Source organism: Acidobacteriota bacterium, from assembly GCA_018268895.1.
Lineage (GTDB): Bacteria > Acidobacteriota > Terriglobia > Terriglobales > Acidobacteriaceae > Edaphobacter.
The window spans coordinates 539,141-563,254 of the sequence record JAFDVP010000007.1; the positions used below are offsets into that span (position 1 = coordinate 539,141).

A 24,114-nucleotide genomic window follows, 5' to 3' on the forward strand; every position below is an offset into this window, starting at 1 on the left:
AAGGAAGCGTTCAGGGGTTCGGTGTCTGCGCGGTCTCTGTGACCACGGCGGAGGGCGAGCTTTCGTTGCCCGCGGCGGTCACAGCGGTCACGCGATAGGTATAGCCGATGCCCGGGGTAACGGCCGAGTCGGAAAAGGCCGGGCCGAGGATGAGCGCGGTGTTGAGGCGCTCGAAGGCCCCCGATGCCGCGCTGTTGCCTGGCGCAGCGCGGCGATAGACGTTGTAGCCCGCGAGGTCGCTCTCGGCAACAGGCTGCCACGAGAGATCAATGGCTGCCTTGCCATTGCTGCCTGAAGGAACGCTGGCGAGTCCGGTGGGGGTTGCGGGAGGGAAGGTGTCGACGAAGTTGAGCGCCACGGGTGGCGAGAGTTCGCCGCGCAGCTCGAGCGTCTTGCCGTTGACGGTCGCTGTGCGGATGCGTTGTGCACGGTAGGTGTAGAGCTGGCCGCGCTTGGCCGTGCGGTCGAGTGAGCCCCCGGCGTCCACGGCGGAGCTGGCGCCGTCGGAGGAGCGGAGCAGGACGTTTGCGGGTTCTTCAGGCGAGAGCTGAAGATCTGACTTCTTTGGGCGAGGCTTTGGTGTGCCCGTGATGGTGAGGCTGCGCTGAAGCTCGACCACGGATGGGGACGCCAGCGCGGTCCACTCGATCAGCGCGCCGTTGCGGGTGCCGGTGACACGAAGTGCGGCGAGCGGCGGCGGTGCGGATCCGGCAGCAGCTACGGCAGGCATCGAGGCATCGGCGAAGCGGCCTTCGGGATTGAGGATGCGCACGCGGTACGCGAGGGGGAAGACAGGGTCGGCGGTGAGCGTCGCAGGCAGTGTGTCGGCGGCCACGGAAGGCCCGGGTTTCACGGCGATGTGCAGGACGACGGTGCATGGCGGATTGCCGGTGGCCGATGCCGGTGCAAGGCCGGGGTCGCGGCATATCTCGGCCGTGAGCGGCTCAGGAACTTTGAGGTTGTCGGTGGTGCGGGCGGGCGTCGTCCAATGCAGCACGACCTGGTTGCCCGTGCGCTGTGCGGTGAGATCGGTAACAACGCCGGGCAGATGGAGCGAAGGCGGGCGCGGAGGGCCGGGACTGGCACACGAGGTAAGCAGGGGCACGAGCACGGCTGCGGCTGCGATGATGCGGGACCGTGCAGAAGTTTGGAGCGAGGCAGGCATTGGAACGTCTGCCTTCAGCCTAGCACTCCTTCATCCCACCCTTCGCTGCCGCGAAGGATGGGGCACCCGGCCCGGCAGGCTCGATCAGTAGGAGCGACCGCGGGATTGCACTGATTGCCGCGGGTTGAGAACACAGAGACCAGGTGCACTCGATCCGCGATTACCTGTAAATCCGCGATCGCCTTTTGCGTTTAATCGGCTGCGAGAGCACAATGCCTGCGTTGGCTGTTTGCAGGAAAGGATGTGCGAGATGGTCTTTACCGTGCTTCTGCTCTGTTTCCTGATTGGCTGTGTGGCGGGTTTGCGTTCGATGATGGCCCCGGCGATTGTCTGCGCGGCGGCGTACCTGCACTGGATTCATCTCGACGGCACGCCGCTCAGCTGGATGAATACGATGGTTGCGCTCTGCCTATTCACTCTGTTTGCCATCGGCGAGCTGGTTGCGGACAAGCTGCCGCAGACGCCGGCGAGAACGGCCCCCGTGGGACTGATCGCGCGCATCGTTACAGGCGCGCTCTCAGGTGCGGCGTTGTCTCTAAGCGGAGGCAAGGGCCTGGCCATTGGCGCAGTGCTGGGAGCGACAGGAGGCGTGGCAGGCGCTTTCACGGGCTACCACATCCGCCACGGGCTGGTGACGCAGACGAAGCTGCCGGACTTTGTGGTGGCAGTCGTCGAAGACCTGCTGGCGATCTCGGGTGGCTTGTTTATCTGCGCCCGGATGTAGGCGCGCGTTTGGAAACGACGAGGAGAACCTGACGATGAGGGAGCAGTTGACGGCAGTCGTGTGTGCTGCGGTGGCGTTGGCGCTGTCGCCGTTTTGGATGTGTGTTGCTTGTGCTCAGTCCTTGATCCTTTCATATCCCCTCTGCTTTTTGCGGGGCGCCGACCCGCGTACTGGGTTATCGTAGAGCGAAGTTTTGAAAGCACGGGTCCGCTGTTTCACTTTTTTTCCGAGGAGTGGTTTATGGCTACGAAGAAGGCTGCAAAGAAGCAGGCGGCGGTGAAGAAGTCCGCTCCGAAGAAGGCTACGAAGGCAACGAAGCCGCGCGCGTTTCTTCCGAAGATGAACGTGGTCCCCGATGGCATCGACCTGCGCGACCGTCCCTACATGCCGTCGGTGATGCTGATACCTGCCGAGGTGCTGGCGCCGGCAATTGATATTCCTGTGCTCGACCAGGGACAGACGAGCGCCTGCACGGGCTTTGCGCTCGCCAGTGTGATCTTCCATTTGCAGCACAAGGCGAAGCGCGAGAAAGTGCAGCTCCCGGTGTCGCCCTACATGCTGTACTCCATGGCGCGGCGCTACGACGAGTTTCCCGGCGATGCCTCGAAGGACACGGGCTCGAGCCTGCGCGGCGCGATGAAGGGCTGGTACAAGTACGGCGCGTGCTCGGCGAAGCTGTGGAAGTCGGAGAAGATGCCTGCGCCTGCGGCGAACCCCGCCGACGACTGGTGGCTCGATGCGGTGCGTCGTCCTCTGGGCGCGTACTACCGCGTGGACCCGCGCAGCGTGACGGACATGCAGGTGGCGCTGAACGAGATCGGCGTGCTGTATGCGAGCGCGGTGTGCCACTCCGGGTGGGTCTCGGGAGAAGATCTTCGCACGAAGACCGGCTACCGGATCATTCCGCAGAAGAAGCCCACGCCCAGCGATGGCGCGCATGCGTTTGCGATTGTCGGCTACACGCCGGAGGGCTTCATCGTTCACAATTCGTGGGGGGCGAGATGGGGAACAGGCGGCCGCGCTGTGCTCACCTACCAGGACTGGACGCAGAATGCGATGGACTGCTGGGTTGCGCAGTTGGGCGTCACCACCGACCTGCACATGGAGATTGCAAGCTCGACCAGTCTGCGCGTAAAGGCGGGCCGCGTGCAGTTGGCCAGCGATAACACGCTGCGCAATCGCGAGATCGCGCCGTTCATCATCGACATGGAGAACAACGGGAAGCTCAGCAACACGGGAGACTTCCGCACGCAGGACTCAGACGTAGCCGCGCTGTTGAACGGCCAGCTTGGCGAGGCGCGGGCGAAGTGGGGTCTGCGCGATTCGCAACCCGTGGACGTCGCCATCTACGCGCACGGCGGCCTGACGTCGGAGAACGATGCAGCAACGACGGCGGCGAACTGGATTCCAGCGATGTACGACAAGCAGATCTTTCCCATCTTCCTGATGTGGGAGACGGACCTGTGGTCGACGCTGAAGGACATATGGGCGGACATTCAAAGCAAGCAGCCGCGCACCACCGGCGGCCCGCTGGACGCGATCAAGAACTGGTGGAACGAGAGGCTCGAGAAGCTGTTGACTGTTCCTGGCTCAGGCGTGTGGGGCGAGATGAAGCAGAATGCGGATGCGATCTCAAGCGCGCCCGACTGCGGCGGCCTCAAACTTTACGAGGCCAGCAGACAGTCGCCCTACTTCAAGGATCAGTCGAAGGTGAGGCTGCATTTGATTGGACATTCTGCGGGAGCCATCGTGCACAGCTACATCGTGAACCGGCTGAAGTGGAACTTCGAGACGGTGAACTTCATGGCCCCCGCCGTGCGTGCGGACGTCTTCAAGGCCAACGTGGTTCCGGCGATCAACAGCGGAAAGGTGAAGCAGTATAACCAGTTTGAGCTGACCGACGAGATGGAGCAGAAGGACCCGACGTGCAAGCCCATTCTCGGCTACAGCCGCTCGCTGCTCTACCTGGTGTCGCAGTCGTTTGAAAAGGGCGAGGTGACGCCGATCCTCGGTATGGAGCGGTACTTCAATAGTGAGATTGCGCCGCTGGGCCTGAAGAATGCGACGGTGTACAAATCGCCGGGGCCCGCGTCGAAGAGCACGACGCATGGCGGCTTCGACGACGACACCACGACGCGGGACAGGATTCTCTCACTGATTAAGGGTTGAGGTCCGAGCAGTGACGGCAATGCCGGGTGGTTGTTATGCCCACGCGCAGACGATGCGTGCTGCGCTTCCGTGCAGCTTCAGGATATCTTCGCGTCCTGAGAAGTAGCGTGCGTTCAGTTCGGCCGTTCCGACATCTTCGATCATGCGGAATGCGCGCAGCTCGGTTGCCATCTCCTGCGGCGTGAAGAAGAGCTGGAAGGGTTCGCCTGCCAGTTGCACACGCGAGGCGAGTGAGTCGTGCGCAAGTTTTTCAAGAAACGGCAGGGCCGAGCGCGGCTGCCCGTAGTCCATCACCACGCCGCTGCCTGCGGGAGATGCGGCGATGAGCGAGAGAGTGGAACGAAACGCTCCTTCGGTGAGATAAGGAACGACGCCGAGCCAGGCGAAGAACGTGGGCAGCGAAGAATCGTGTCCTGTCTCTGCAAGCTGAGCGCTGAGTTGCTGATGCTCGAAGTCCACCGGAACGTAGGTGAGCGTCGAAGGCCGCGCGATGTTGCTGGCGTCGATCAACTCATGCTTCCACTGCTGCGTTGCCGGATGATCGACTTCAAAGACCCTGACCTGAGGGTAAGGGTTGCGATAGGCAAAGGTGTCGAGTCCCGCGCCAAGCAGGACGTACTGCGTGACGCCGCGGGCGACGGCTTGCGCCAGCAGGTCTTCGGCGTAGCGGCTGCGCGCGACGAGAAAGGCCCGCAGCGCGATGGAGAACGGCTTGTGAAGCTTAGTCTGCGTCTTTTCCACTTCAGGGAGATATGTGGGGCCGAGCAGCGGTAGAGCTATCGGGTCATCGAGGACGAGGGGCTTTGCGTCGTAAATCTGGTGCGCTGCGCGCCGCATGGCGACTCGCAAAGCGGTGCGTGATGGACGGGCTTCGTGCATGATTCAGTTTAACGTTGCGTTGCCGTTCGCAGGAAAGAGTTGCGGCTTCGCGGAAAACAACAGATTCCGCACTTCGTTCGGAATGACAAAGACAAAGCTACGGAATGACAAGGCCAGATTTTGCGTGAGAAATCAAGCGGTGAGCAGCGTCTGCCGTCGTTGCAGAAAGCCGCGCACTGCCGGATCGCGTTCAAGGCCGATAGCCATCTCGTAGGCCTCGGCGGCGAGTTTTCTTGCGCCGGTACGTGCCAGCAGCTCGGCGCGCGCGGCCCAGTAAGGCTGGTACTGGTTCAGGCGCGCATCGCACGCGGGCTTCGGCATAACATCGAGCGCGGCCCGCGGCCCTTCGATCTCTGCGATGGCCAGCGCACGATTGATGTCGATCACCGGCGATGGAGCCAGTGTGGCCAGCGCATCGTAGAGCGCTACCACCGCCGTCCAGTTATCGACGCCGGTTTGATGACGTGTGGTGTGCGCGGACTGCAGCGCGGCCTCAAGCTGATAGCGGCCGATCGCTCCAAGAGTTCCTGCATGCGCGAGAAGCGATTCCGCCTCTTCGATCATCTCGGCGTTCCAGAGCGCGACGTCCTGCTCGGCGAGCGGAATATATTCGCCGCCTCGATTACGGCGCGCATTGCGCCTTGCCTCGGCGTAGAGCATCAATGCAAGCAGGCCGAGAGGCTCAGCCTCATCCGGCAGGAGCTCGACGATGAGCCGGGAGAGGAAGAACGCCTCGTCGGTGAGATTGCGCCGGGCAACATCGGCACCGCCGGGGTCCGTCCATCCTTCGGCGAACGCGGCGTATATGGCGTCGAGCACGGCATCGAGACGCGTGGGAAGCTCCTCGCGCTCTGGAATGCGGAAAGGAATTCCCGCCTGCTGAATCTTCGTCTTCGCGCGGACCAGCCGCTTGCTCATCGCGGCGGGCGAGACGAGGAAGGCCGACGCAATCGTCTTCGCATCGAGTCCTACGACCGTCTGCAGCATCAGCGGGGCGCGCACCTCGGCGTCGATTGCGGGATGGGCGCAGGCAAACATCAGCCCGAGGCGGCGGTCGGGCAGCTCGCTTTGCGTGGATGCAGCTTCCACCTCTTCGGCGATCAGTTGCAGTTGAGGGACAGCCGCATCGCTGGTCTGCCGACGGCGTGAGGTGTCGATCAGCTTGCGGCGCGCGGCGGTCATCAGCCACGCTTCGGGGTTCTCCGGACAGCCGTTGCGGGGCCAGTCGGCGAGCGCCGCGGCGAAGGCGTCCGAGAGCGCGTCTTCGGCGGCGGCGACATCGCGGGTACGCGCGGCGAGAAAGGCCACGAGCTTGCCGTAGCTCCGCCGCGCGACCTCCTCGGCCGTCAGCAGTGCCTGCTCGATGGTGGGTGTCTCGGTCATGGCTTTGGAGCGTAAGTAAGCAGCACCTTTCCGTTTTTGAACGCACGCGTTGCAACCAGGTCCAGGGCGAGTTGTTGAGGAATGCCCTCAAACAACGTTCTGCCGGAGCCGAGGACCACGGGCGTAATCAGGAGCTGGAACTCGTCCACCAACCCCGCCTGCGCCAGAGTTTTGACGATGGTGCCGCTGCCGAGGATGACGAGATCGGCGCCGCTCTGCTGTTTCAACGCCCGCACCTCGACGACGACGTCGCCCTTCAGCAGCGTCGTGTTGTTCCACGATGCGTCGCTGAGTGAGCGCGAGAATACGATCTTCGGCCTCTCGTTCATGCGCGGCGCCATTACCGGTTCACGTTCGAGCGCCATCGGCGAAGGCCAGAAGCCGGCCATCATCTGGTACGTCACACGGCCGAAGAGCATCACGCCCTCGCGCCGCGCGTTGCCATCGGCGAACTCTTTGTACTCGGGGTCCTGTTCATGTTTCGCCCAGCTCAGGTCTCCGCCGGGACCGGCAAAGTAGCCGTCGGCGGAGACGTGGAGGAATGCGAGAAGTCGTCGCATCGGTTCTTCTCCTATTTGGCCTGGAGGGCGCGGTAGGTCTGGTCCGTATTCGGATCCATCGACCAGATGGGGCGGACCTCGATGGTGCCGTGGCTCGCGCCGGGGCAGCGGGCCGCCCACGCCAGGGCGGAGTCCAGATCGGGGGCCTCAATCAGGAAGAAGCCTCCCAACTGCTCTTTGGTTTCGATGTATGGCCCGTCGAGCACCTGTGACTTGCCGTCGGTAACGCGGACGGTGGTCGTGGCAGCCACGGGTTGCAGCCGCTGGCTCGCCTTGTAGGCCCCGGCCTTCTTCAGCGCCTCGGTGTAGGCCATGTAGGCAGCGAAGCCCTGCTGCTGCTGTTCCGGGGTCATGTTTCTCCAGCCGTCTTCGTTCGAGTAGAGCAACAGTAAATAGTCCATGAAGGAACTCCTCAGTCCGTAGTCAGGAAATTATCTCCTGCTACTGGGATGACGTGCGGAGAGTGCTTGTTTGGACAAGCCGGAGAAAAAATGCGCTTGGCTCCCAGGAAAGCGTTGTGCGGGCTTTCTTCATGGGATAGCTGTTTCCGTTGGAGCGGGCTTTCAGCCCTTAGAGGGTGCCTCGCCGGAACCCAGGCCTTCGGCCTGGGCTGATATGGAACGGGCCTTCGGCCCTGAAACGGCGACTCCCTGAAGGCGATGGCACCTAGCGGTTTCGTATTTGGTGTAGTGCTTCTTGACAACCAAGCCCCGTGCGACCACGAGCAAAATACAGGGATTCTTCGCCCATTCGACCTCGCTCAGGGCAGGCTCTTCGGCTCAGAATGACGACATTTTTTGCCGGTCACATTGGCAGGGAAACAGCCATAAAGGGGAACAGACCTAAGCCGACTGCTGTTCCTTCAGCCCCGTCATCCAGGCCAGCGACTGGTGCAGGTACTGCTTCATGTCCTTGCGGCTGACGATGGCGTCGAGGAAGCCGTGTTCGAGCAGGAACTCCGAGCGCTGGAAGCCTTCGGGCAGCTTCTGGCGGATGGTCTGTTCGATCACGCGCGGGCCGGCGAAGCCGATCAGGGCGCCGGGTTCGGCGATGTTCAGGTCGCCCAGCATGGCGAAGCTGGCGGTGACGCCTCCCGTGGTGGGGTCGGTCATCACCGAGATGTAGGGGATGCCCTCGCTGTCCAGGCGCGCCAGGCCCGTGGAGACTTTGGCCAACTGCATCAGCGAGGCGATGCCCTCCATCATGCGCGCTCCGCCCGAGGCCGAGATGATGATGAGCGGGTTCCTGGTTTCGAGCGAGCGGTCCACGGCGCGGGCGATCGTCTCGCCGACCACCGAACCCATCGATCCGCCGATAAAGCTGTACTCCATCACGGAGAGCACAATGGGCTGTGCCTGAATGTGGCCGATGGCGTTGACGATGGCGTCGTTCAGGCCGGTCTTCTTCTGGGCATCGCGCAACCGCTTCTTATAAGGCTTCAGGTCGGTGAACTCCAGCGGATCGGTGGAGCGGAGGTCGAGGTCGACCAGTTCGTAGCCGGGTTCCAGCAGGCTTTCGATGCGCTCGCGCGCCCCGATGCGGAAGTGATGTTCACACTTGGGGCAGACGTTCAGGTTCGCCTCAAGGTCGGCCTTGAAGATGACCTGGTTGCAGCCGGGGCAGCGAACCCAGAGACCTTCGGTCCGCACCGTGCGCTCTGCGTCGTTGACGATCTCGTTGTCTTCGCGTTTGAACCAGCTCATTCCCGGTGTGCCCTTCCAAAGTGCCTCGACTATTGTAGCTGGGTAGAAGCGGGGTGGGGAGGGGTGCTGGTAATAGAGGAAGTCCTGAAGCCGTGCCCTTAACAAAACAAGTGCCTGCTTCAACCTGTGACGATCCCCAGGCAGATGATGGTGCAGGCGATGGCGAAGAGGTCTTCGGTAAGCGTGACCTGCCACATCTTGCAGCCGATGCGGTGCGTGAGCTGGTGCCGCAGTTGATAGGCGGCGAAGGCCCCCACCAGCGCGCCCAGCACGCTGAGGATGACCCCCTCAGCTCCCGAGGCATTGAGACCCGAGGCGAGAATCGCCCCCACCAGTCCACCGACAAAGAAGCGGATCATCAGCACGGCGGGGCGCGTCGGCCGTGGGCTCAGCGAGAGCTTGTCGGCCGCATACTCGAGGAGAGCGAGCAGCGTCAGCACGATGGCGACCGGCAGCGTCGCGCACCACCACGCCCATGAGTCCTGCACGGGAAGGTAGCCGAGGTACGCGAACCAGCAGAGCGCGGCCATGGGCGTCATGGTCCTCATGCCGGTGATAAACCCCAGCAGCGGAATCGCAATGAGCCAGGTCAGCACCTCAAGGGTCATCGGGGAGTCTCCCCTCCGTGGAACACCTTACACCTCCTGCGTGCAAGCGCGAAGCGGTAAGGTGGCTCCACAGAGATGGACGTGCAGGCCAGGGGGAAGTTCCACTCTCCCTGTTCCCAAAGCAGGGTGGAACAGGGCGCTTCTTTCGCGGGATAGTTGAGTTGGCCGAGCTATGCGTGTTGGCAATGTTCAGAGGGAAGTTGTCATTTTAGGCGGAGCGGCCTGCGGGAGCGCAGTCGAAGGACCTGCATTCTTTTCCTTCAGCAACAATCCACAGGAAGCAAAATGCAGGTCCTCCGACTACGGCTTCGCCTCCGCTCAGGATGACAACTCTTCTGGAAAGGGTAGGAGGCCTTACGCGACCGGCTCCGGGTGACGGAGGAAGTCGTAGAGCGGGAAGCGGTCTGCCAGCTCCGTGACCTCGCCGCGAATCCTGCGCAGGGCGGCGGGGTCGTTGCGGTTCTCCAGCGCGCGGGCGATCCAGACGGCGACCTGCTTCATCTCGCCCTCCTTCATACCGCGCGTGGTCAGCGCCGGAGTTCCGACGCGGATTCCCGAAGGCTTCATGGGCGGGTTGGTGTCATAGGGGATAGCGTTCTTGTTGACGGTGATCCCGGCCTCGCCCAGCGCGTTCTCGGCCTCGGAGCCGAACATGCCCTTCTGGAAGACGTCGACCAGCATCAGATGGTTGTCGGTTCCGCCGGAGACGATGCGGAAGCCCTCGGCGGCGAGCGCCTCGGCGAGCACCTTTGCGTTGGCGACGACCTGGTGCGCGTAGGTGGAGAAGGCAGGATCGAGCGCTTCCTTGAAGGCGACGGCCTTGGCCGCGACGATGTGCATCAGCGGGCCTCCCTGGTGGCCGGGGAAGACGGCGCGGTCGACGGCTGCGGCGAGGTCCTGTGTGCAGAGCAGGAGTCCGGCGCGGGGGCCGCGCAGCGTCTTGTGCGTGGTGGTCGAGGTGATGTGCGCGTGCGGCACCGGCGAGGGGTGCGCTCCTCCTGCGACCAGTCCGGCGAAGTGCGCCATATCAATAAAGAGGTAGGCGCCGACCTTATCGGCGATGGCCCTCATGCGGGCGAAGTCCCAGAAGCGCGGATAGGCGGAGCCTCCGCCCACGATGACCTTCGGCTTCTCGGCGATGGCCTTGGCCTCGAGTTCGTCGTAGTCGATGGTCTCGGTGTCCTTGCGCACCTGGTAGCCGACGATGCGGTAGAGCTTGCCGGAGAAGTTGAGCTTGTGGCCGTGGGTCAGGTGTCCACCGTGCGCGAGGTCGAGGCCGAGGAGGGTGTCGCCGGGATTGATGATGGCCATGTAGGCGGCGGCGTTGGCCTGCGAGCCCGAAGACGGTTGCACGTTGACGTGCTCGGCGTTGAAGAGCTTTTTGGCGCGGTCGCGGGCGAGGTTTTCCACTACATCGGCGAACTCGCAGCCGCCGTAGTACCGCTTGCCGGGGTAGCCCTCGGCGTACTTGTTCGTGAAGACGGTTCCGGCGGCCTCGAGCACGGCGCGGGAGACGAAGTTCTCAGACGCAATCATCTCAAGACCTTCGTGCTGGCGAAGGATCTCGTTTTCAACCTGGGCGTAGACCTCAGGGTCTGCGGCGGCGAGCGTGGCGTTCGGATTAATGGACATATCTATATTTTATGCCGGACGCGAAAGGCCCGGGGTAGGGCATAAGAACTATCTCGGCGCGGATTCACCCTTGACCTGAAAGCGTTGCCCCAGCGCCCGCGTCAGATCCGGGAGATCGAGGTCTCGCAGAATACCGGGAACGATCACGCTGGGAGAGACATCGTTCAACTTCAGCTCCGTGATGGCCAGGAACGAGGTGGGCGACCTATCGCATTGAATCCTTTTGACCTTAGGCTCGAGCGTGGCGGCAAATATGCCGATGTTTCCGGCTGTGCCTACGGTTTGCACTGAAATCTCACGCGGATCGACATCGGGCCGCGACGCCAGATAGTGGAGCGCGTTGAGAACGTCATAGGTCTGCATCCCGGGCATCGATTTGCCCACGAGGATGGCGCGCATGGCCATCTGATAGTCGCTGCGATAGCCGGCGGTCGTCTTCTTCGGCGGAGCGCTCTCTCCCCAGCCGCGCGGGTCGATGGCAAGAACGAGATTGCCCTCATCCACGAGCTTTTCGATGGGGCCATTCGCGCCGGCATCGGCCGCCATTCCAGCAGGGTTGAGATAGAGCACGGCACGTTTGCGGGCCGGGCCTTTGGAGGGCTGAAAGACAAGTCCAGGCACGGTAATGCCGGGTTCCGGCTGGATTTTAATCTTTTCGATGCGGATGCCATTCTGCGAAGAGGAACCTGCCTCTTCGACAGAGGGATGGAGTGGCGTACCGGGTATGGCAAGGCGGCTTCTGAGCAACGGTGCGAGCTGCTGGATGTTTCTTGACGCTGGATGTTCCCTGAGGCTCCGCGCCAGCTTTGCGTTCAACGACTGTATGGTTTCAGCGTCAAGATAACTGGTGACCACCTGCCCGGAGGCTGTGGCGCTCAACTCGGCGGGCGTGTCCAGCTTGAACTCCGCTTCTACGCCGTCGTCCGTCCGCTTCTGGAGCGATTGCATGAACCATCTATAGGTTGCGAGGCGTCTTGGTTTCGACCATCCATGTGTATCGTCTGCTTCGAACAAGGAAACCTTGTCGTCGGCCCCCAGCAGATGAAAGATGCCCTTTGCCTCAGCGAAAGTCGCATGGGCACCGGCGATGGGGAAGAAGTCGCGCGTGGCCACTTCCATCTCGACTGGCTTCGGGGCGAAGCCGATGAGGAAGTCGGGAAAATCGAGGTGATCCGCAAGAAAATGATCCATCACCTGCTCTGAATCCTGCGGGCCGGGGTTGAGCCACATGGCGTTCCACGAAGTTATGTAGCAGGAGATGACGGCGGCCGCGATGCGGGGATCGAAGTTGGCGATATAGGCGGACTGTGTGCCTCCGCCGGAGTTGCCGGCAACACCGATGCGAGACTTGTCGACGTCGTCACGGGATTCGAGGTAGTCGATCGCGCGAATGCCGTCCCAGATGAAGTAGCGGGCGATCGCGTTGCCGGTGAGCAGGGTCTGCAACCCGTCCGCCATGTGTTCGGCGGTACCGCTCGCAGACAGCAGCGATTTGTGCGTGACCGGATCGAGGTGCTGCAGCCGCTCGCCCTGACCGGCGGGATCGATGGCGATGACGAGGAACCCGCGCTTTGCCAGCGACACCCATACGGTCTGGTAGTTCGAATAGGACTTGCCTCCGGTGTCGTGCCCCGCCGTCCCTAAAACCGCGGGATACGGTTTGGGTGCATGCAGAGGGACATAGACATCGGCGGTGACGTAAAAGTGCGGGAGGCTCTGATAGACCAGCTTCTGGACCATGTAGTCGTCGTGCCGCACGACGCCGGTAATCTGGGCATGGAGCGGGGTCTTTTCAGGCCATGCGCCGCCCAGCTCGCGCAGCCACGTCTTTCGTATGTAGGTCTGTCGATCAGCGATTGCAGCTTTGTCGCGGATGGCAGCGATTTCGTCGTGCCGCTTTGCCAGGTCCTGCTGCGCAAGGGTCGTGAGGTAGGCATCGGTCATATCTGCCAACCCCGTTGTCACCTGCAATGGTGCTTGTGCGCCTGCCCCGCAGAATGCAGCGGCAGTGAAAGCGACGATCCATAGCGCCTTGTTCATGGGGGCCATTGTATTGCGGCTTATCCCTTCAGAAAGCGCTGACGCCCTCTTCGGTGACCAATTGATCGACCTTGATATTCATCGCCTCGCCGAGTTTGCGGTAGTCCTCGCGCCACTCCTCGGTCCAGTAGGTCTTGTCGCTGCGTCGCAGCAGGTCGTTCCAGATGTTCTGCGCGCCCCACAAGTTGACCTCGAACGGCACCTTGCGGAAGGTCTCCGCCATGGCCAGGGCATGCGTCAGCGCACCGTTGGCGGTGGGATCACCGGCGGCCGCGGCCTCAAGCCGCACCATCGCCCGTTTCATCCTCTGGCCCGCGATAAAGGTCAGTTGCTGGTGGTTCAGCGTAATGTGCTCCGCCGTGGCCTTCTCCACCAGCGAGAGGACGTATTCGGGGTCGAACGGCTCGGCTTCGAGGGCCTTCTTGAGCGAGGCGTTGATCGCGTAGTTGGCGGCGACTTCGAGGGCCGGCGGCGGCGAGATTCCGGTGTCGGTCAGGAAGTCGAGCAGCGAGGCGTGGTCGTCGTAGATCTTGCGCAGCGAATCCTCCATCTCATTCAGCGTCTGCGTCAGGATGGTCTGCAGGATGCGGTGCTGCTCGTCGGCAAAGAGCGAGAGCAGCGAGTAGGCTGCCGGTGCAGGGGCCGACTCCGAATCGTGCGCGCCGTTGGTCTCGCGAAAGTTCTGGTCGATCAGCCGGATGACCTCGGGGAGATTGGCGCGGCGCATCGCCAGCCCGACATTTTTGGAGAATGCCTTGAACGCCTGCGCCTGCTCAGGGTTGTCGGGGTCGTAGCGGCGCACGGCGGCGGAGATGTTCTGGTCGCCGAGGTGCAGCACGGCAAAGCAGATCTCTTCAGTGTCCTCGGTGATGCGCGAGTGGATCTGCGCTCCGCCCAGCGCCACGCGGCCTCGGCCAGAGGTGTAAACCTCATGGCTGGAGCGGTGCACGTCGTAGCAGAAGATCTCGCCGTCCTCGGGGTAGGGCCTGAAGATGGAGCTGATGGCGTAGTGGGCGCCCACCTGCTCGAGACCGATCTTCATGCTGGTGACGTAGCGGCGGTAGACCTCGGCCCCGGTGCCAACCTCGGGGATATTGCTGGCCGCACCGGCAAGGATGGAGAGGAACTGCTTCTCCAGCGCAACTCCCGGTTCGCCGAAGAGTTTGGCCGCCAGTTGCAGAACTCGTCCGGCGTAGGCAATCACCTGAACGGTTTCGATGCCCGAGATCTCATCGAAGAACCAGCCGCAGGAGGTATACATCAACTGCGTGTGGCGCTGGAGTTCCATCAGTTCCAGTGCCATCACCCGCTCCTCCTGTGTGAGCGGGTGCGACTGTTGCGCGGCGAAGAAGGCGCCGGTCTTGCCGTGCCGGTCGAGGATGACCTCGATGTAGGCGTCACGTGCGGCCCACAGGTCCTTGAAGAGCGACGCGGAGAGCTTCTCCGAGAGCGGAGCGGCGGCATCGCGGAGGAAGTCGAGCGCCTGGCGCAGCGGGGCGCGCCACTTCTGGTTCCAGCCTGCTCTTCCGCTGTTGCAGCCGCAGTTGGAGCGCCAGCGCTCCACCCCATGCGCGCAGCTCCAGGAGGTATCGTCGGCTACTTCTGCCTCCCAGTGCGGGGGAAACTTCGCCAGGAACTCGCTGTAGTTGGTGAGCTTCGCGTGCTCGTTGTCTTCAAGCCAGTGCATGGCGTAGGAGAGAGCCATCTCGCCATGCCTGTGGTGATGGCCGTAGCTTTCACCGTCGGTGGCGACGTGCGAGAGCGAGGCTTCGTCGGTGTGGTCGCAGTCCGTGGCATCGAAGGATGCCAGCAGACGCTTGCCGAAGTCTTCGCCGCTGTTCAAAAGACCTTCAAAGGCGATGGCGCGCGAGGTAGGGCCGTCGTAGAAGAAGACGACGATGCTCCTGCCCTCGTCGAGCTGAATACGATAAGGATGCCGTGTATCCACTGTCGCATTTGCAGTCGCGGTCCACTCGGCTGGGTTGCCGTCATTGGCGATGCGCCGCACGCGGGCGCACTGGTGCGGCGCGAGGATCGTGAAACGGATGCCTTCCTGGGCCATCAGGTCGAGCACTTTGTGGCTGACGGCGGTCTCGGCCAGCCACATGCCCTCGGGCCTGCGGCCGAAGCGGCGCGCGAAGTCTGCGATGCCCCAGCGGATCTGCGTGCGCGCGTCGCGCTCGTTCGCCAGCGGCATGATGATGTGGTTGTAGACCTGTGCGATGGCTGAGCCGTGTCCGCCGTGGCGCTCGGCGCTGGCGCGGTCGGCGTCGAGGATCATGCGATAGCAGCGCGGCGCGAAGTCGCAAAGCCAGCTCAGCAGTGTAGGGCCGAAGTTGAAGCTCATCCGCGAGTAGTTGTTCATGATGCGGATGATCTTGTTCTCGCGGTCGGTGATGCGCGAGGCGCCGTTGGGCGCGTAGCACTCGGCGGTGATGCGGTCGTTCCAGTCGTGATAGGGCGCGGCGGAGTCCTGCAGCTCGACCGTCTCGAGCCACGGGTTCTCACGCGGCGGCTGATAAAAGTGGCCGTGAATGCAGACGTAGCGCTCAGGCTCGGCGGTGGGGGGAGTGGAGGAGACGGGCTTGGTGGCTTGTTTTGACTTGGCCATGTTCTCCCTTAGAGGGTATCGCGGACGGAGAGGTTGGTGGAGTCACCGGTTCGGGGGGAGATCAGGGAAAACCGGCGAGATCGTACTTCCTGAAGCTACTTCCCCCATTGTGGCGATTCGTAAAAACGTCGTCATTCTGAGGCGTAGCCGAAGAATCCCTGTAGTTTGCTCGCGCCTGCTCCGATCTTTGTGTTCGAGATTCACTACGCCCATATGAAATCTCTATAAAGTTGTGCGACATCCCCCAAAAATACGGGGATTCTTCGACTACGCCTCAGAATGACGGGTTAAGGTTTTCACTTCGTGTCGGGGAGAGCCATCGCCTTGCCGTTCGCCAGGTCGCAGGCGCGCCACATATACCAGCTTGCGATGGAGCGCCACGGCTCCCACTTCTTGCTGCGCCTGTGCATGGTCTCGGCGTTCGGCAGGTCGGAGGGCTCGACTTTCTTCGTGGGCTTGAGCCCCTGGAAGGTGAGCGCGAAGCCTTTGCGCACGCCGTAGTCGGAGACAGGGAAGACGTCGGGGCGGCCGAGACGGAAGATCAGCAGCATCTCGACGGTCCAGCGGCCGATGCCGCGTACCTGCGTCAGGTGGTCGATGATCTCGTCGTCGGACATCTTGCGGATCACTGCGAGCGTGGGAACGGTGCCGTCGATGGTCTTGGCGGCGAGGTCGCGCAGCGCGAGCATCTTGTTGTGCGACAGGCCTGCTGCGCGAAGCTGCTCGTTGGGGCAGTCGAGTAGATGCTGCGCCGAGGGATGCACGCCGATGCCCGAGACATCGTGAAAGCTCTCCAACATGCGCCTGTGGATCGTGGCCGCGGCTTTGCCGTGGAGCTGCTGATAGATGATCGACTCGACCAGCGCCTCAAAGGGCGAGAGGCCGCTCGACACGCGCAGCGCAAACGGCCCGGCGCGCTCGATCAGCTTGCCGAGTTTTGGGTCGGCTGCGGAGAGCTGTGCGATAGCGGCGGCAGAGTCGTAGCGCGGGGCGCGAGTAGTGGCACTGGGACGAGGCATAAGTTTGACGGTATCGCATTCCTAAGATGCAGGGGAGGCAGTTGAGGCTTAGAATTTTTGCCGCTATGAAGCCACAAGTGTTTTTGCTTGGTATGTCCCTGGTTTCGATTGGCCCTGTCTGTGTTCAAGCGGGTTGAAGGAAAGGTCTGGGAGACATGGTCCATTTTGGGAGAGTCGCTTAACGCTGAGACCGCGAGCTTCGATGAGAGCCATCAGATGCGAAGCGACAACAAGCTGACGAGTATCCAGACGACAGAACCTGACCCGCTTCTCTTCGAGATACCCTGGGCTACACCTTAAGGCCGCCACCACCGCAACGATGAAAGGCGGAAAGCACAAAATGCCGGGCTCAGTCTGTGACGGAAGTCATAGGTGAGGGTTCGATTTGTCGTTTAGGTTCTTGTGATGTTGTAAGCGGCGGTAAGAATGGCAGGCAGGAATACGGACTGTTTTGGTGTGGATTTACAAGGGCGATACCTTTCGGGCAGGGTAGATGTTGTGGTGCGTTTAGCCCGAAGCGCATCGATGCACGAGATGTTGTGCAGGCGGTTTTTTCGGGTGTCTCCCAGTGCTTCGATAATCGGATGTTGCAGGTGAAAAATCAGTTGCGAGTATCGCCCAGTGCTTAAATAATGCCTTTTTGCACTGCTATACTCGGAGTTCCAGAGGAAACATTTTCAGGCAGACGAGTGAAACCGGACGCCTGAGCGCCGGTCGTGTTCATTTGTGGCCGGTGATGGACAGGCAGGACCACCACAAACCTTGAACCCTTCTCGCCCTGATCAGTCAGACGCCAGGCGAACCAGAGAGGAAGCAGGAAAGCACTCATGGCGCAAGTTTTTGACCGCAGTTCGAACGCTCTGGCTCGCGCGAGTCTGGTTATTACCGGCTTGATTGTTGTCGCGCTGGGCGTTGCCTTGAATTCACTGCAGCGATCCCCGTGGGTCACCAGGCAGGGTCAACGGCCCGACCAGCCGATCCCCTTCAGCCACAAGCACCACGTCGAAGGCCTGGGCCTGCAATGCCAGTACTGTCACGTTCAGGTGGAGAAGGCTGCTTATGCGGGGATTCCTCCGACCAAGACCTGCATCAACTGCCACGCGCAGATCTGGACCAACGCCGAGTATCTCGAGCCGGTCCGCCAGAGCTGGGCGACGGGCGCGTCGATCCAGTGGATCCGCGTTCATGACCTTCCGGACTTCGTCTACTTCAACCATGAAATTCACGTGAACAAGGGCATCGGCTGCGCAAGCTGCCATGGCCGCGTGGACGAGATGCCGCTGATGTACCAGCAGAACACGCTGCAGATGGAGTGGTGCCTGAACTGCCACCGCAATCCTGCCGTGAACCTGCGCCCGACGGCGGAGATCTACAACATGGCCTGGGAAGGCCCCTCGACCTCGAAGCCGGTTGTCTGCGGCAGCACGAACAAGGGAGCGGAGGGAGTTCCCACGGCGCAGAACGTGAGCTGCGAGGTGACGACGGAAGAGGCTGCGGTCCCCTCCGGATACACGAAGTTCACCAGCCAGATGGAGCTGGGCAAGTACCTCACGGCGCAGTACCACATTCGTACCCCGGATGAACTCTCGAGCTGCGAGACGTGCCACCGATGAAGACGGCTCGGACCACAACGATTGGGATAGGAACAGAAGAGACGATGGCTGACACAAAGTCACTAACGGAAGAGAAGGCCCGGGTCGTAACGCAGATAGCCCCTGCGAAGATGACGCTGGCCGAGGTTCGGGCAAAGCTCGACGGGAAGACTGGCAAGCGTTTCTGGAAGAACCTCGACGAGCTTTCCGACAGCCCGGCGTTCCAGCAGCTGATGCAGGAGGAGTTCCCTCGTCAGGCTGGAGCAGGCGAGTGGGTCGACGCGGTTTCGCGGCGCGGCTTTATGAAGGTCATGGGGGCATCGTTTGCGCTGGCTGGACTGGCCGGTTGCACCAAGCAGCCCGATGAGCCGATCTTCCCCTACGTGAAGCAACCCGAGGACCTCGTCCTGGGCAAGCCGATGTACTTCGCGACGGCGCATCCGTTCCCGACGGGCGCGATCCCGGTGCTGATCAAGTCGGACTCGTTCCGCCCTATTAAAGTAGACGGCAACCCTGAGCATCCGATGTCGAAGGGCAAGTCGGACGCCATGACCCAGGGAACACTGCTGGACATGTACGATCCCGACCGCTCGCAGCATGTGCGTCTGCGCGGTCAGATCGCCGGCTACGGAGACTTTCAGAAGGCGTTTATCGACGCAGCGAAGAAGACCTCCGGTGGACAGGGCTTCTACTTCCTGAGCGAGACGATCACCTCGCCGACCCTTGCAGCGCAGTGGAAGTCGGTACAGGCGGCGTATCCCTCCGCAAAATTAGTGCAGTGGGAGCCGGTGAACCAGGACTCCTCGCGCGCGGCCTCGAAGGCCGCCTTCGGCAGCTATGCCGATGCGCAGTACAAGCTGGAAGACGCCGACGCCATCCTCTCGCTCGACGCCGACTTTCTCGGTGGCATCGCGCACCCCGGCTTCCTTCCGCTGGCGGCTGCCTATGCCGAGCGCCATCGCTGGGAAGAGGGCAAGAAGACGAACCGTCTGTACGTCGTCGAGTCGATGCCCACGGTGACCGGCTTCAAGGCGGAGCATCGCCTGGGCCTCAAGCCCAGCCAGGTTGCGGCCTTTGCCGATGCGCTGGTCTTCGGCACTGCGCCTGCGGGACTGAACGCCGAGCAGGCGAAGTTCTTCAACGTCCTGCTGGCCGACCTGAAGAAGTCGAGCGGCAAGGCGGTCGTTATCCCCGGCGAACAGGCCCCGGCCTCGGTTCACGCTGCCGCGTATGCGATCAATACGCTGATCGGCGCTGTGGGCAAGACGGTGGTCTACACCGAGACGGTGAATCCGCTTCCGAGTGAACAGGTCGCCGACTTCAAGGCGCTGGTCGCCGACATGAACGCAGGCAAGGTGCAGTGGCTGGTGATGCTTGGTGTCAACCCCATCTACTCCGCCCCTGCCGACCTGGACTTCGCGGATGCGTTCGGCAAGGTGCCGAACACGGTCCATCTGGGGACGCATCTCGATGAGACGGGCTCGATCTCGACCTGGCACATTAACAAAGCGCACTACCTCGAGAGCTGGTCGGATGCGCGCGCGTATGATGGCACGATTTCGATCATCCAGCCGATGATCGACCCGATGTACGGCGGCAAGAGTGCGCACGACATCTTCCAGACATTGCTCGCCGATCCGCAGGCTTCCGCCTACGACGCGGTTATCGCCAACGCAAAGACGTACATCAAGGGCGACTTCGCCACGGGCTGGCGCAAGGCGCTGCACGACGGCTGGGTCGCGGATACCGCATTCACTCCCAAGGCTGGTGTACCGGCACGGGTGACGAGCTTTGCGGCGCCGAAGGGATCGTCGTCGGGCTACGAGCTTGCGTTCCGCCCCGATCCTTCGCTCTATGACGGCCGCTATGGCAACGTCGGCTGGATGCAGGAGCTGCCCAAGCAGGTGACGAACCTGAGCTGGGACAACGCCGCGCTGATCAGTATGGCGACCATGGACGCGCTGAAGGTCGAGGAGACCGAGCTGATCGAGCTCGAACTCAACGGCCGCAAGGTGACGGCTCCGGTCCTGATGACCCCGGGCCACCCCGACGGTGTGATCACGGTGCACCTCGGCCTGGGACGTAGCGCCGAGGCGGGCCGCGTGGGTGCGGGTGTCGGCTTCAATGCTTATAAGCTGCGCACGTCGGATGCTCCGTTGACCGGCGTGGGAGCTACGGCGAAGAAGATCGACGGCAGCTTCTACGATCTCTGCGTCACCAAGGTGCACAACGTCGAGCACCGCGGCAGCTTCGCGCAGCACGATCTCGAGCGTCCAAAGTACGACACCGAGGGAACCTTCTCGCTGGCCGGTCACGAGGCGATGGAGCGGTCGATCATTCGCTACGCCACGGTGGAAGAGGCGGAGAAGAACCCGAAGTTCGCCGAAGAGGGCGCCAGCGGCACGGTGGTCAACAAGGTTGGCTACGGCCCGCAGGGCGAGAACCCGGCGCATGGCGATCCCGGCTGGAAGTCGCAGAAGGAAGTCGACCTCAGTATGTTCCCCGGCGAGTGGAACTACAAGAAGACCGACCCCTCGACGCTGAAGATCCAGAACGCCTGGGGCATGGCGATCGACCTGAACTCCTGCATCGGCTGCAACGCCTGCATCGTAAGCTGCTACGCGGAGAACAACATCCCCGTCGTGGGCCGCGAGCAGGTCAAGGTGGGCCGCAACATGCAGTGGCTGCGCATCGATACCTACTTCGAGGGCGACCTGCACGCACCGAAGGCGCACTTCCAGCCGATGGCCTGCCAGCACTGCGAGAACGCGGGCTGCGAACAGGTCTGCCCGGTGGGAGCGACGGTGCACACGCCGGAGGGTCTGAACGTGATGGTCTACAACCGTTGTGTGGGCACGAGGTACTGCTCGAACAACTGCCCGTACAAGGTTCGCCGGTTCAACTTCCTTCTGTACTCGGACTACGAGACGGAGAGCCTGAAGTTCATGCGCAACCCGGACGTCTCGGTACGTTCGCGCGGCGTGATGGAGAAGTGCACCTACTGCGTGCAGCGCATCGAGGCGGTCAAGATCAAGGCAGACAAGGAAAACCGCGAGATCCGCGACGGCGAGATCGTGACGGCCTGCCAGCAGGCCTGCCCGACCGACGCCATCGTCTTCGGCAATATCAACGACAAGGCGAGCAAGGTTGCGAAGGCCAAGGCCGAGGAGCGCGACTACCAGGTGCTGGGCGACCTGAACTACCGTCCACGCACCACCTATACGGCTGGCGTTATCAACCCGAATCCGGAGCTGGCATAAATGGCGACGAAAGTACCCATCAACGACCCCATGATCGACCCGCGGACCGGCGAGTACGCGGTCATCGCGCCGGGCCACAACTTCAAGTCGGTCACGCAGAAGATCGCGGGACTGGTGCTGACGTCGAACACCCCGCTGGGCTGGTTCTTCGGCCTCATGGTGGCGGGCGGCGTAGCGACGCTGGTGGTCATCGCGGTGACCTGGCTCTTCCTGAAGGGCGTCGGCATCTGGGGCGTCACCATGCCCGGGGCCTGGGGCTTCGCCATTATCAACTTCGTCTGGTGGATCGGTATCGGCCACGCCGGTACGCTGATCTCGGCGATTCTGCTGCTCTTCAAGCAGACGTGGCGTAACTCGATCAACCGTTTCGCCGAGGCGATGACGATCTTCGCCGTGGTCTGCGCCGGCATGTTCCCGCTGATCCACGTCGGCCGTCCGTGGCTGGGATACTGGCTCTTCCCGTACCCGAACACGATGAACGTCTGGCCGCAGTGGCGTTCGCCTCTGGCCTGGGACGTCTTCGCGGTCTCGACCTACGCGACGATCTCGGTGGTCTTCTGGTACATCGGCATGATCCCGGACTTCGGCACGCTGCGCGACCGCGCACAGCTTCCGCTGGCCAAGTACTTTTACGGCATCCTCTCACTGGGCTGGCGTGGTTCGACGCGGCACTGGATCCGCTATGAGACGGCCTCGCTGCTTCTGGCTGGTCTCTCGACGCCGCTGGTGCTCTCGGTACACACGGTCATCAGCTTCGACTTCGCCGTGGCGGCCCTGGCGGGATGGCATACGACCATCTTCCCGCCGTACTTCGTCGCCGGCGCCGTCTACTCCGGCTTTGCCATGGTGCTCACGCTGGCGATTCCGATCCGGAAGTTCTACCACATGGAAGACCTGGTGACGCTGCGTCACCTGGACAACATGGCGAAGGTCATGCTCGCGACCGGTTCGATCGTGGCGTACGGCTACGGCATGGAGGTCTTCATGAGCTGGTACTCGGCCAGCCATTGGGAGTTCTTCATGATGTGGAACCGCATGTTCGGCCCAATGTGGTGGGGCTACTGGATGCTGATCCTGACGAACATCGCGATCCCGCTGACGACACTGTGGAGCCGCAAGCTGCGCGTCAACGTCGGCTACCTGTTCGTGCTGAGCTTCATCGTCAATATCGGTATGTGGTTTGAGCGCTTCGTCATCGTCGTGACCTCGCTCTACCGCGACTATCTCCCCTCAAGCTGGGGAACGTATGTTGCGACGAAGTGGGACTACATGCTCTTCATCGGAACGTGGGGCCTGTTTACCACCCTGTTCCTGCTGTTTGTGCGCTTCCTCCCGATGATCCCGATGTCGGAGATCAGGATGATGTTGCCGCAGACCAAGATCACCCGCCGCGGACCCGACGCCGAGACGGTCATTGAGGAGACCACCTAATGCCGCGCAAAGAAGGAATCTACGGCCTGCTGGCGGAGTTCAACACTCCGAGCGAGTTGGTGTATGCGACCGAAGAGGCGCGCGCCGCAGGGTATCGCCGTATGGAGTGCTATACGCCGTACCCGGTGGAAGAGGCTGCCACGGCGCTCCACTTCCACAAGAACCGTGTCCCGCTGGTCTGCCTGCTCGGCGGACTGATGGGCGTGACGACCGCCTTCCTGATGCAAACCTGGATCGCGGTCTGGGCCTATCCGCTGAACATCGCGGGGCGTCCCCTGTTCTCGTGGCCGGCGTTCATCATCCCGGCATATGAGTGGACGATTCTGTTCTCCGGTCTCGCCGCGGGGTTCGGCATGATCGCGTTGAATGGCCTTCCACAGCTCTATCATCCGCTGTTCAACGCTCCGAACTTCCGCAACGGAGCGACAACGGACAAGTTTTTCCTGTGTCTCGAAGCGGCCGATCCGCAGTTTTCGCCTACCGGCACGAGGGCGTTTCTTGAGCAGTTTCACGCGGTCTCCGTAGTCGAGGTGGACCACTAATGCAGGGACCAGGCATGCAGAAGTTCAAACAAATCGCGGCATTCGGTGCTACGGCGGCTACATTGGTTCTGGCCGGCTGCCGGCAGGACATGCACGACCAGCCGAAGTTCTTCCCGCAGCGAGGGACGACGTTCTATACCGACGGCCGCTCCGTCCGTCCGCAGGTGGCCAATACGGTTGCGCGCAGTCAGGCGCATCCCGACTCCTACTTCGCGACCGGTCTGGTCGACGGCAAGGAAGGCGATGGACTCCCCTTCGCGGTGACCGCGCAGGTGCTTGAACGCGGCCAGGAGCGGTTCAATGTTTATTGCACGCCCTGCCACTCGCGCGTAGGCAACGGCGAGGGCATGATTGTGCAGCGCGGCTACGCCAAGGCCGGAGACTTTCATACGGCGCGTCTGCGCACGGCCCCGCTGGGGCACTTCTTTCATGTGATTACGAACGGCTACGGCGCGATGCCGGACTACGCCTCCCAGGTGACCCCGGCCGACCGCTGGGCGATCGTCGCCTACATCCGCGCACTGCAACTGAGCCAGAACGCGCAGCAGGCGGATGTTCCCGCAGGCGCGCACGTTGAGCCGCTCAAGAGTATCGCCGAGAGCGCGGGCATGCCCGCCTCGTTCGCCGAAGCGTGGAATCTGCCGGGAACGGTAGATTCGGGAACACCGGACGGCCAGCCGTTCGTTCTTCCGTTGCCCGGCGCATCATCGACCTCGACACAAGCAGCACCGGCAGCAACGAAGCCGCCGGCCAAGCCAACCACCACCGGAGCAACAAAGCAGTAGTCTCGGAAGCT

The 24,114-nt window shown here is 62.3% G+C and carries 18 protein-coding genes; 7 read left to right on the forward strand and 11 right to left on the reverse strand.

The window, feature by feature from the left end:
* Window positions 1–10 precede the first annotated feature (10 nt).
* Window positions 11–1,165: a fibronectin type III domain-containing protein gene (locus tag JSS95_09870; GenBank protein ID MBS1800120.1), complete on the reverse strand. Its 1,155-nt coding sequence runs from the start codon at window positions 1,163–1,165 to the stop codon at window positions 11–13.
* A 250-nt stretch (window positions 1,166–1,415) separates the two neighbouring features.
* Between JSS95_09870 and JSS95_09875 the strand changes: the two genes are divergently transcribed.
* Together JSS95_09875 and JSS95_09880 are read left to right on the forward strand one after the other, a co-directional pair.
* A complete protein-coding gene (locus tag JSS95_09875; GenBank protein MBS1800121.1) occupies window positions 1,416–1,889 on the forward strand; it encodes a DUF4126 family protein in 474 nt (157 codons plus the stop codon).
* 240 nt (window positions 1,890–2,129) lie between these two features.
* On the forward strand, window positions 2,130–4,058 hold the full coding sequence (locus JSS95_09880) for a C1 family peptidase (GenBank protein ID MBS1800122.1): 1,929 nt from the start codon (window positions 2,130–2,132) through the stop codon (window positions 4,056–4,058).
* Between the two features lie 33 nt (window positions 4,059–4,091).
* Here the strand turns inward: JSS95_09880 and JSS95_09885 are convergent, their stop codons facing one another.
* The 10 genes from JSS95_09885 to JSS95_09930 all read right to left on the reverse strand — a co-directional run bounded on the left by JSS95_09885 (window position 4,092) and on the right by JSS95_09930 (window position 16,493).
* Window positions 4,092–4,937, reverse strand: a complete 846-nt coding sequence (locus JSS95_09885; GenBank protein MBS1800123.1) for a class I SAM-dependent methyltransferase — start codon at window positions 4,935–4,937, stop codon at window positions 4,092–4,094.
* 132 nt (window positions 4,938–5,069) lie between these two features.
* On the reverse strand, window positions 5,070–6,320 hold the full coding sequence (locus JSS95_09890; protein ID MBS1800124.1) for an RNA polymerase subunit sigma-70: 1,251 nt from the start codon (window positions 6,318–6,320) through the stop codon (window positions 5,070–5,072).
* Entirely contained in the window at window positions 6,317–6,880 is a 564-nt protein-coding gene (locus tag JSS95_09895; GenBank protein MBS1800125.1) for a dihydrofolate reductase, read from the reverse strand. The genes JSS95_09890 and JSS95_09895 overlap by 4 nt, the downstream gene beginning before the upstream one ends.
* 11 nt (window positions 6,881–6,891) lie before the next feature.
* Entirely contained in the window at window positions 6,892–7,281 is a 390-nt protein-coding gene (locus JSS95_09900; protein MBS1800126.1) for a YciI family protein, read from the reverse strand.
* A gap of 441 nt (window positions 7,282–7,722) precedes the next feature.
* Entirely contained in the window at window positions 7,723–8,583 is an 861-nt protein-coding gene (locus JSS95_09905) for an acetyl-CoA carboxylase carboxyltransferase subunit beta (protein ID MBS1800127.1), read from the reverse strand.
* A gap of 119 nt (window positions 8,584–8,702) precedes the next feature.
* Window positions 8,703–9,191: a DUF4126 family protein gene (locus tag JSS95_09910; GenBank protein MBS1800128.1), complete on the reverse strand. Its 489-nt coding sequence runs from the start codon at window positions 9,189–9,191 to the stop codon at window positions 8,703–8,705.
* 354 nt (window positions 9,192–9,545) lie between these two features.
* Window positions 9,546–10,823: a serine hydroxymethyltransferase gene (locus JSS95_09915; protein ID MBS1800129.1), complete on the reverse strand. Its 1,278-nt coding sequence runs from the start codon at window positions 10,821–10,823 to the stop codon at window positions 9,546–9,548.
* Window positions 10,824–10,871: 48 nt separating this feature from the next.
* Window positions 10,872–12,863, reverse strand: a complete 1,992-nt coding sequence (locus JSS95_09920; GenBank protein MBS1800130.1) for an acetylxylan esterase — start codon at window positions 12,861–12,863, stop codon at window positions 10,872–10,874.
* A gap of 28 nt (window positions 12,864–12,891) precedes the next feature.
* Window positions 12,892–15,474 carry a DUF3536 domain-containing protein gene (locus JSS95_09925; GenBank protein MBS1800131.1) on the reverse strand — a complete coding sequence of 861 codons (2,583 nt, stop codon included), beginning with the start codon at window positions 15,472–15,474 and terminating at the stop codon, window positions 12,892–12,894.
* A gap of 296 nt (window positions 15,475–15,770) precedes the next feature.
* Window positions 15,771–16,493, reverse strand: coding sequence for a DNA-3-methyladenine glycosylase 2 family protein (locus JSS95_09930; protein MBS1800132.1), 723 nt, complete (start codon window positions 16,491–16,493; stop codon window positions 15,771–15,773).
* 827 nt (window positions 16,494–17,320) lie between these two features.
* Here JSS95_09930 and JSS95_09935 point away from each other — a divergent pair.
* Genes JSS95_09935 through JSS95_09955 form a run of 5 tightly spaced genes read left to right on the forward strand, consistent with a single transcriptional unit; the run spans window position 17,321 to window position 24,103 of the window.
* Window positions 17,321–18,106: a cytochrome c3 family protein gene (locus JSS95_09935; GenBank protein ID MBS1800133.1), complete on the forward strand. Its 786-nt coding sequence runs from the start codon at window positions 17,321–17,323 to the stop codon at window positions 18,104–18,106.
* The gene (locus JSS95_09940; GenBank protein ID MBS1800134.1) at window positions 18,103–21,345 is read left to right on the forward strand and encodes a TAT-variant-translocated molybdopterin oxidoreductase; all 3,243 of its coding nucleotides are present in this window, start codon (window positions 18,103–18,105) and stop codon (window positions 21,343–21,345) included. The genes JSS95_09935 and JSS95_09940 overlap by 4 nt, the downstream gene beginning before the upstream one ends.
* A complete protein-coding gene (gene nrfD / locus JSS95_09945; GenBank protein MBS1800135.1) occupies window positions 21,346–22,776 on the forward strand; it encodes a polysulfide reductase NrfD in 1,431 nt (476 codons plus the stop codon).
* Entirely contained in the window at window positions 22,776–23,318 is a 543-nt protein-coding gene (locus tag JSS95_09950; GenBank protein MBS1800136.1) for a DUF3341 domain-containing protein, read from the forward strand. The genes nrfD and JSS95_09950 overlap by 1 nt, the downstream gene beginning before the upstream one ends.
* A gap of 14 nt (window positions 23,319–23,332) precedes the next feature.
* Window positions 23,333–24,103 (forward strand): cytochrome c, encoded by a 771-nt coding sequence (locus JSS95_09955; GenBank protein MBS1800137.1) that lies wholly within the window; start codon window positions 23,333–23,335, stop codon window positions 24,101–24,103.
* The last annotated feature ends 11 nt before the right edge of the window (window positions 24,104–24,114 follow it).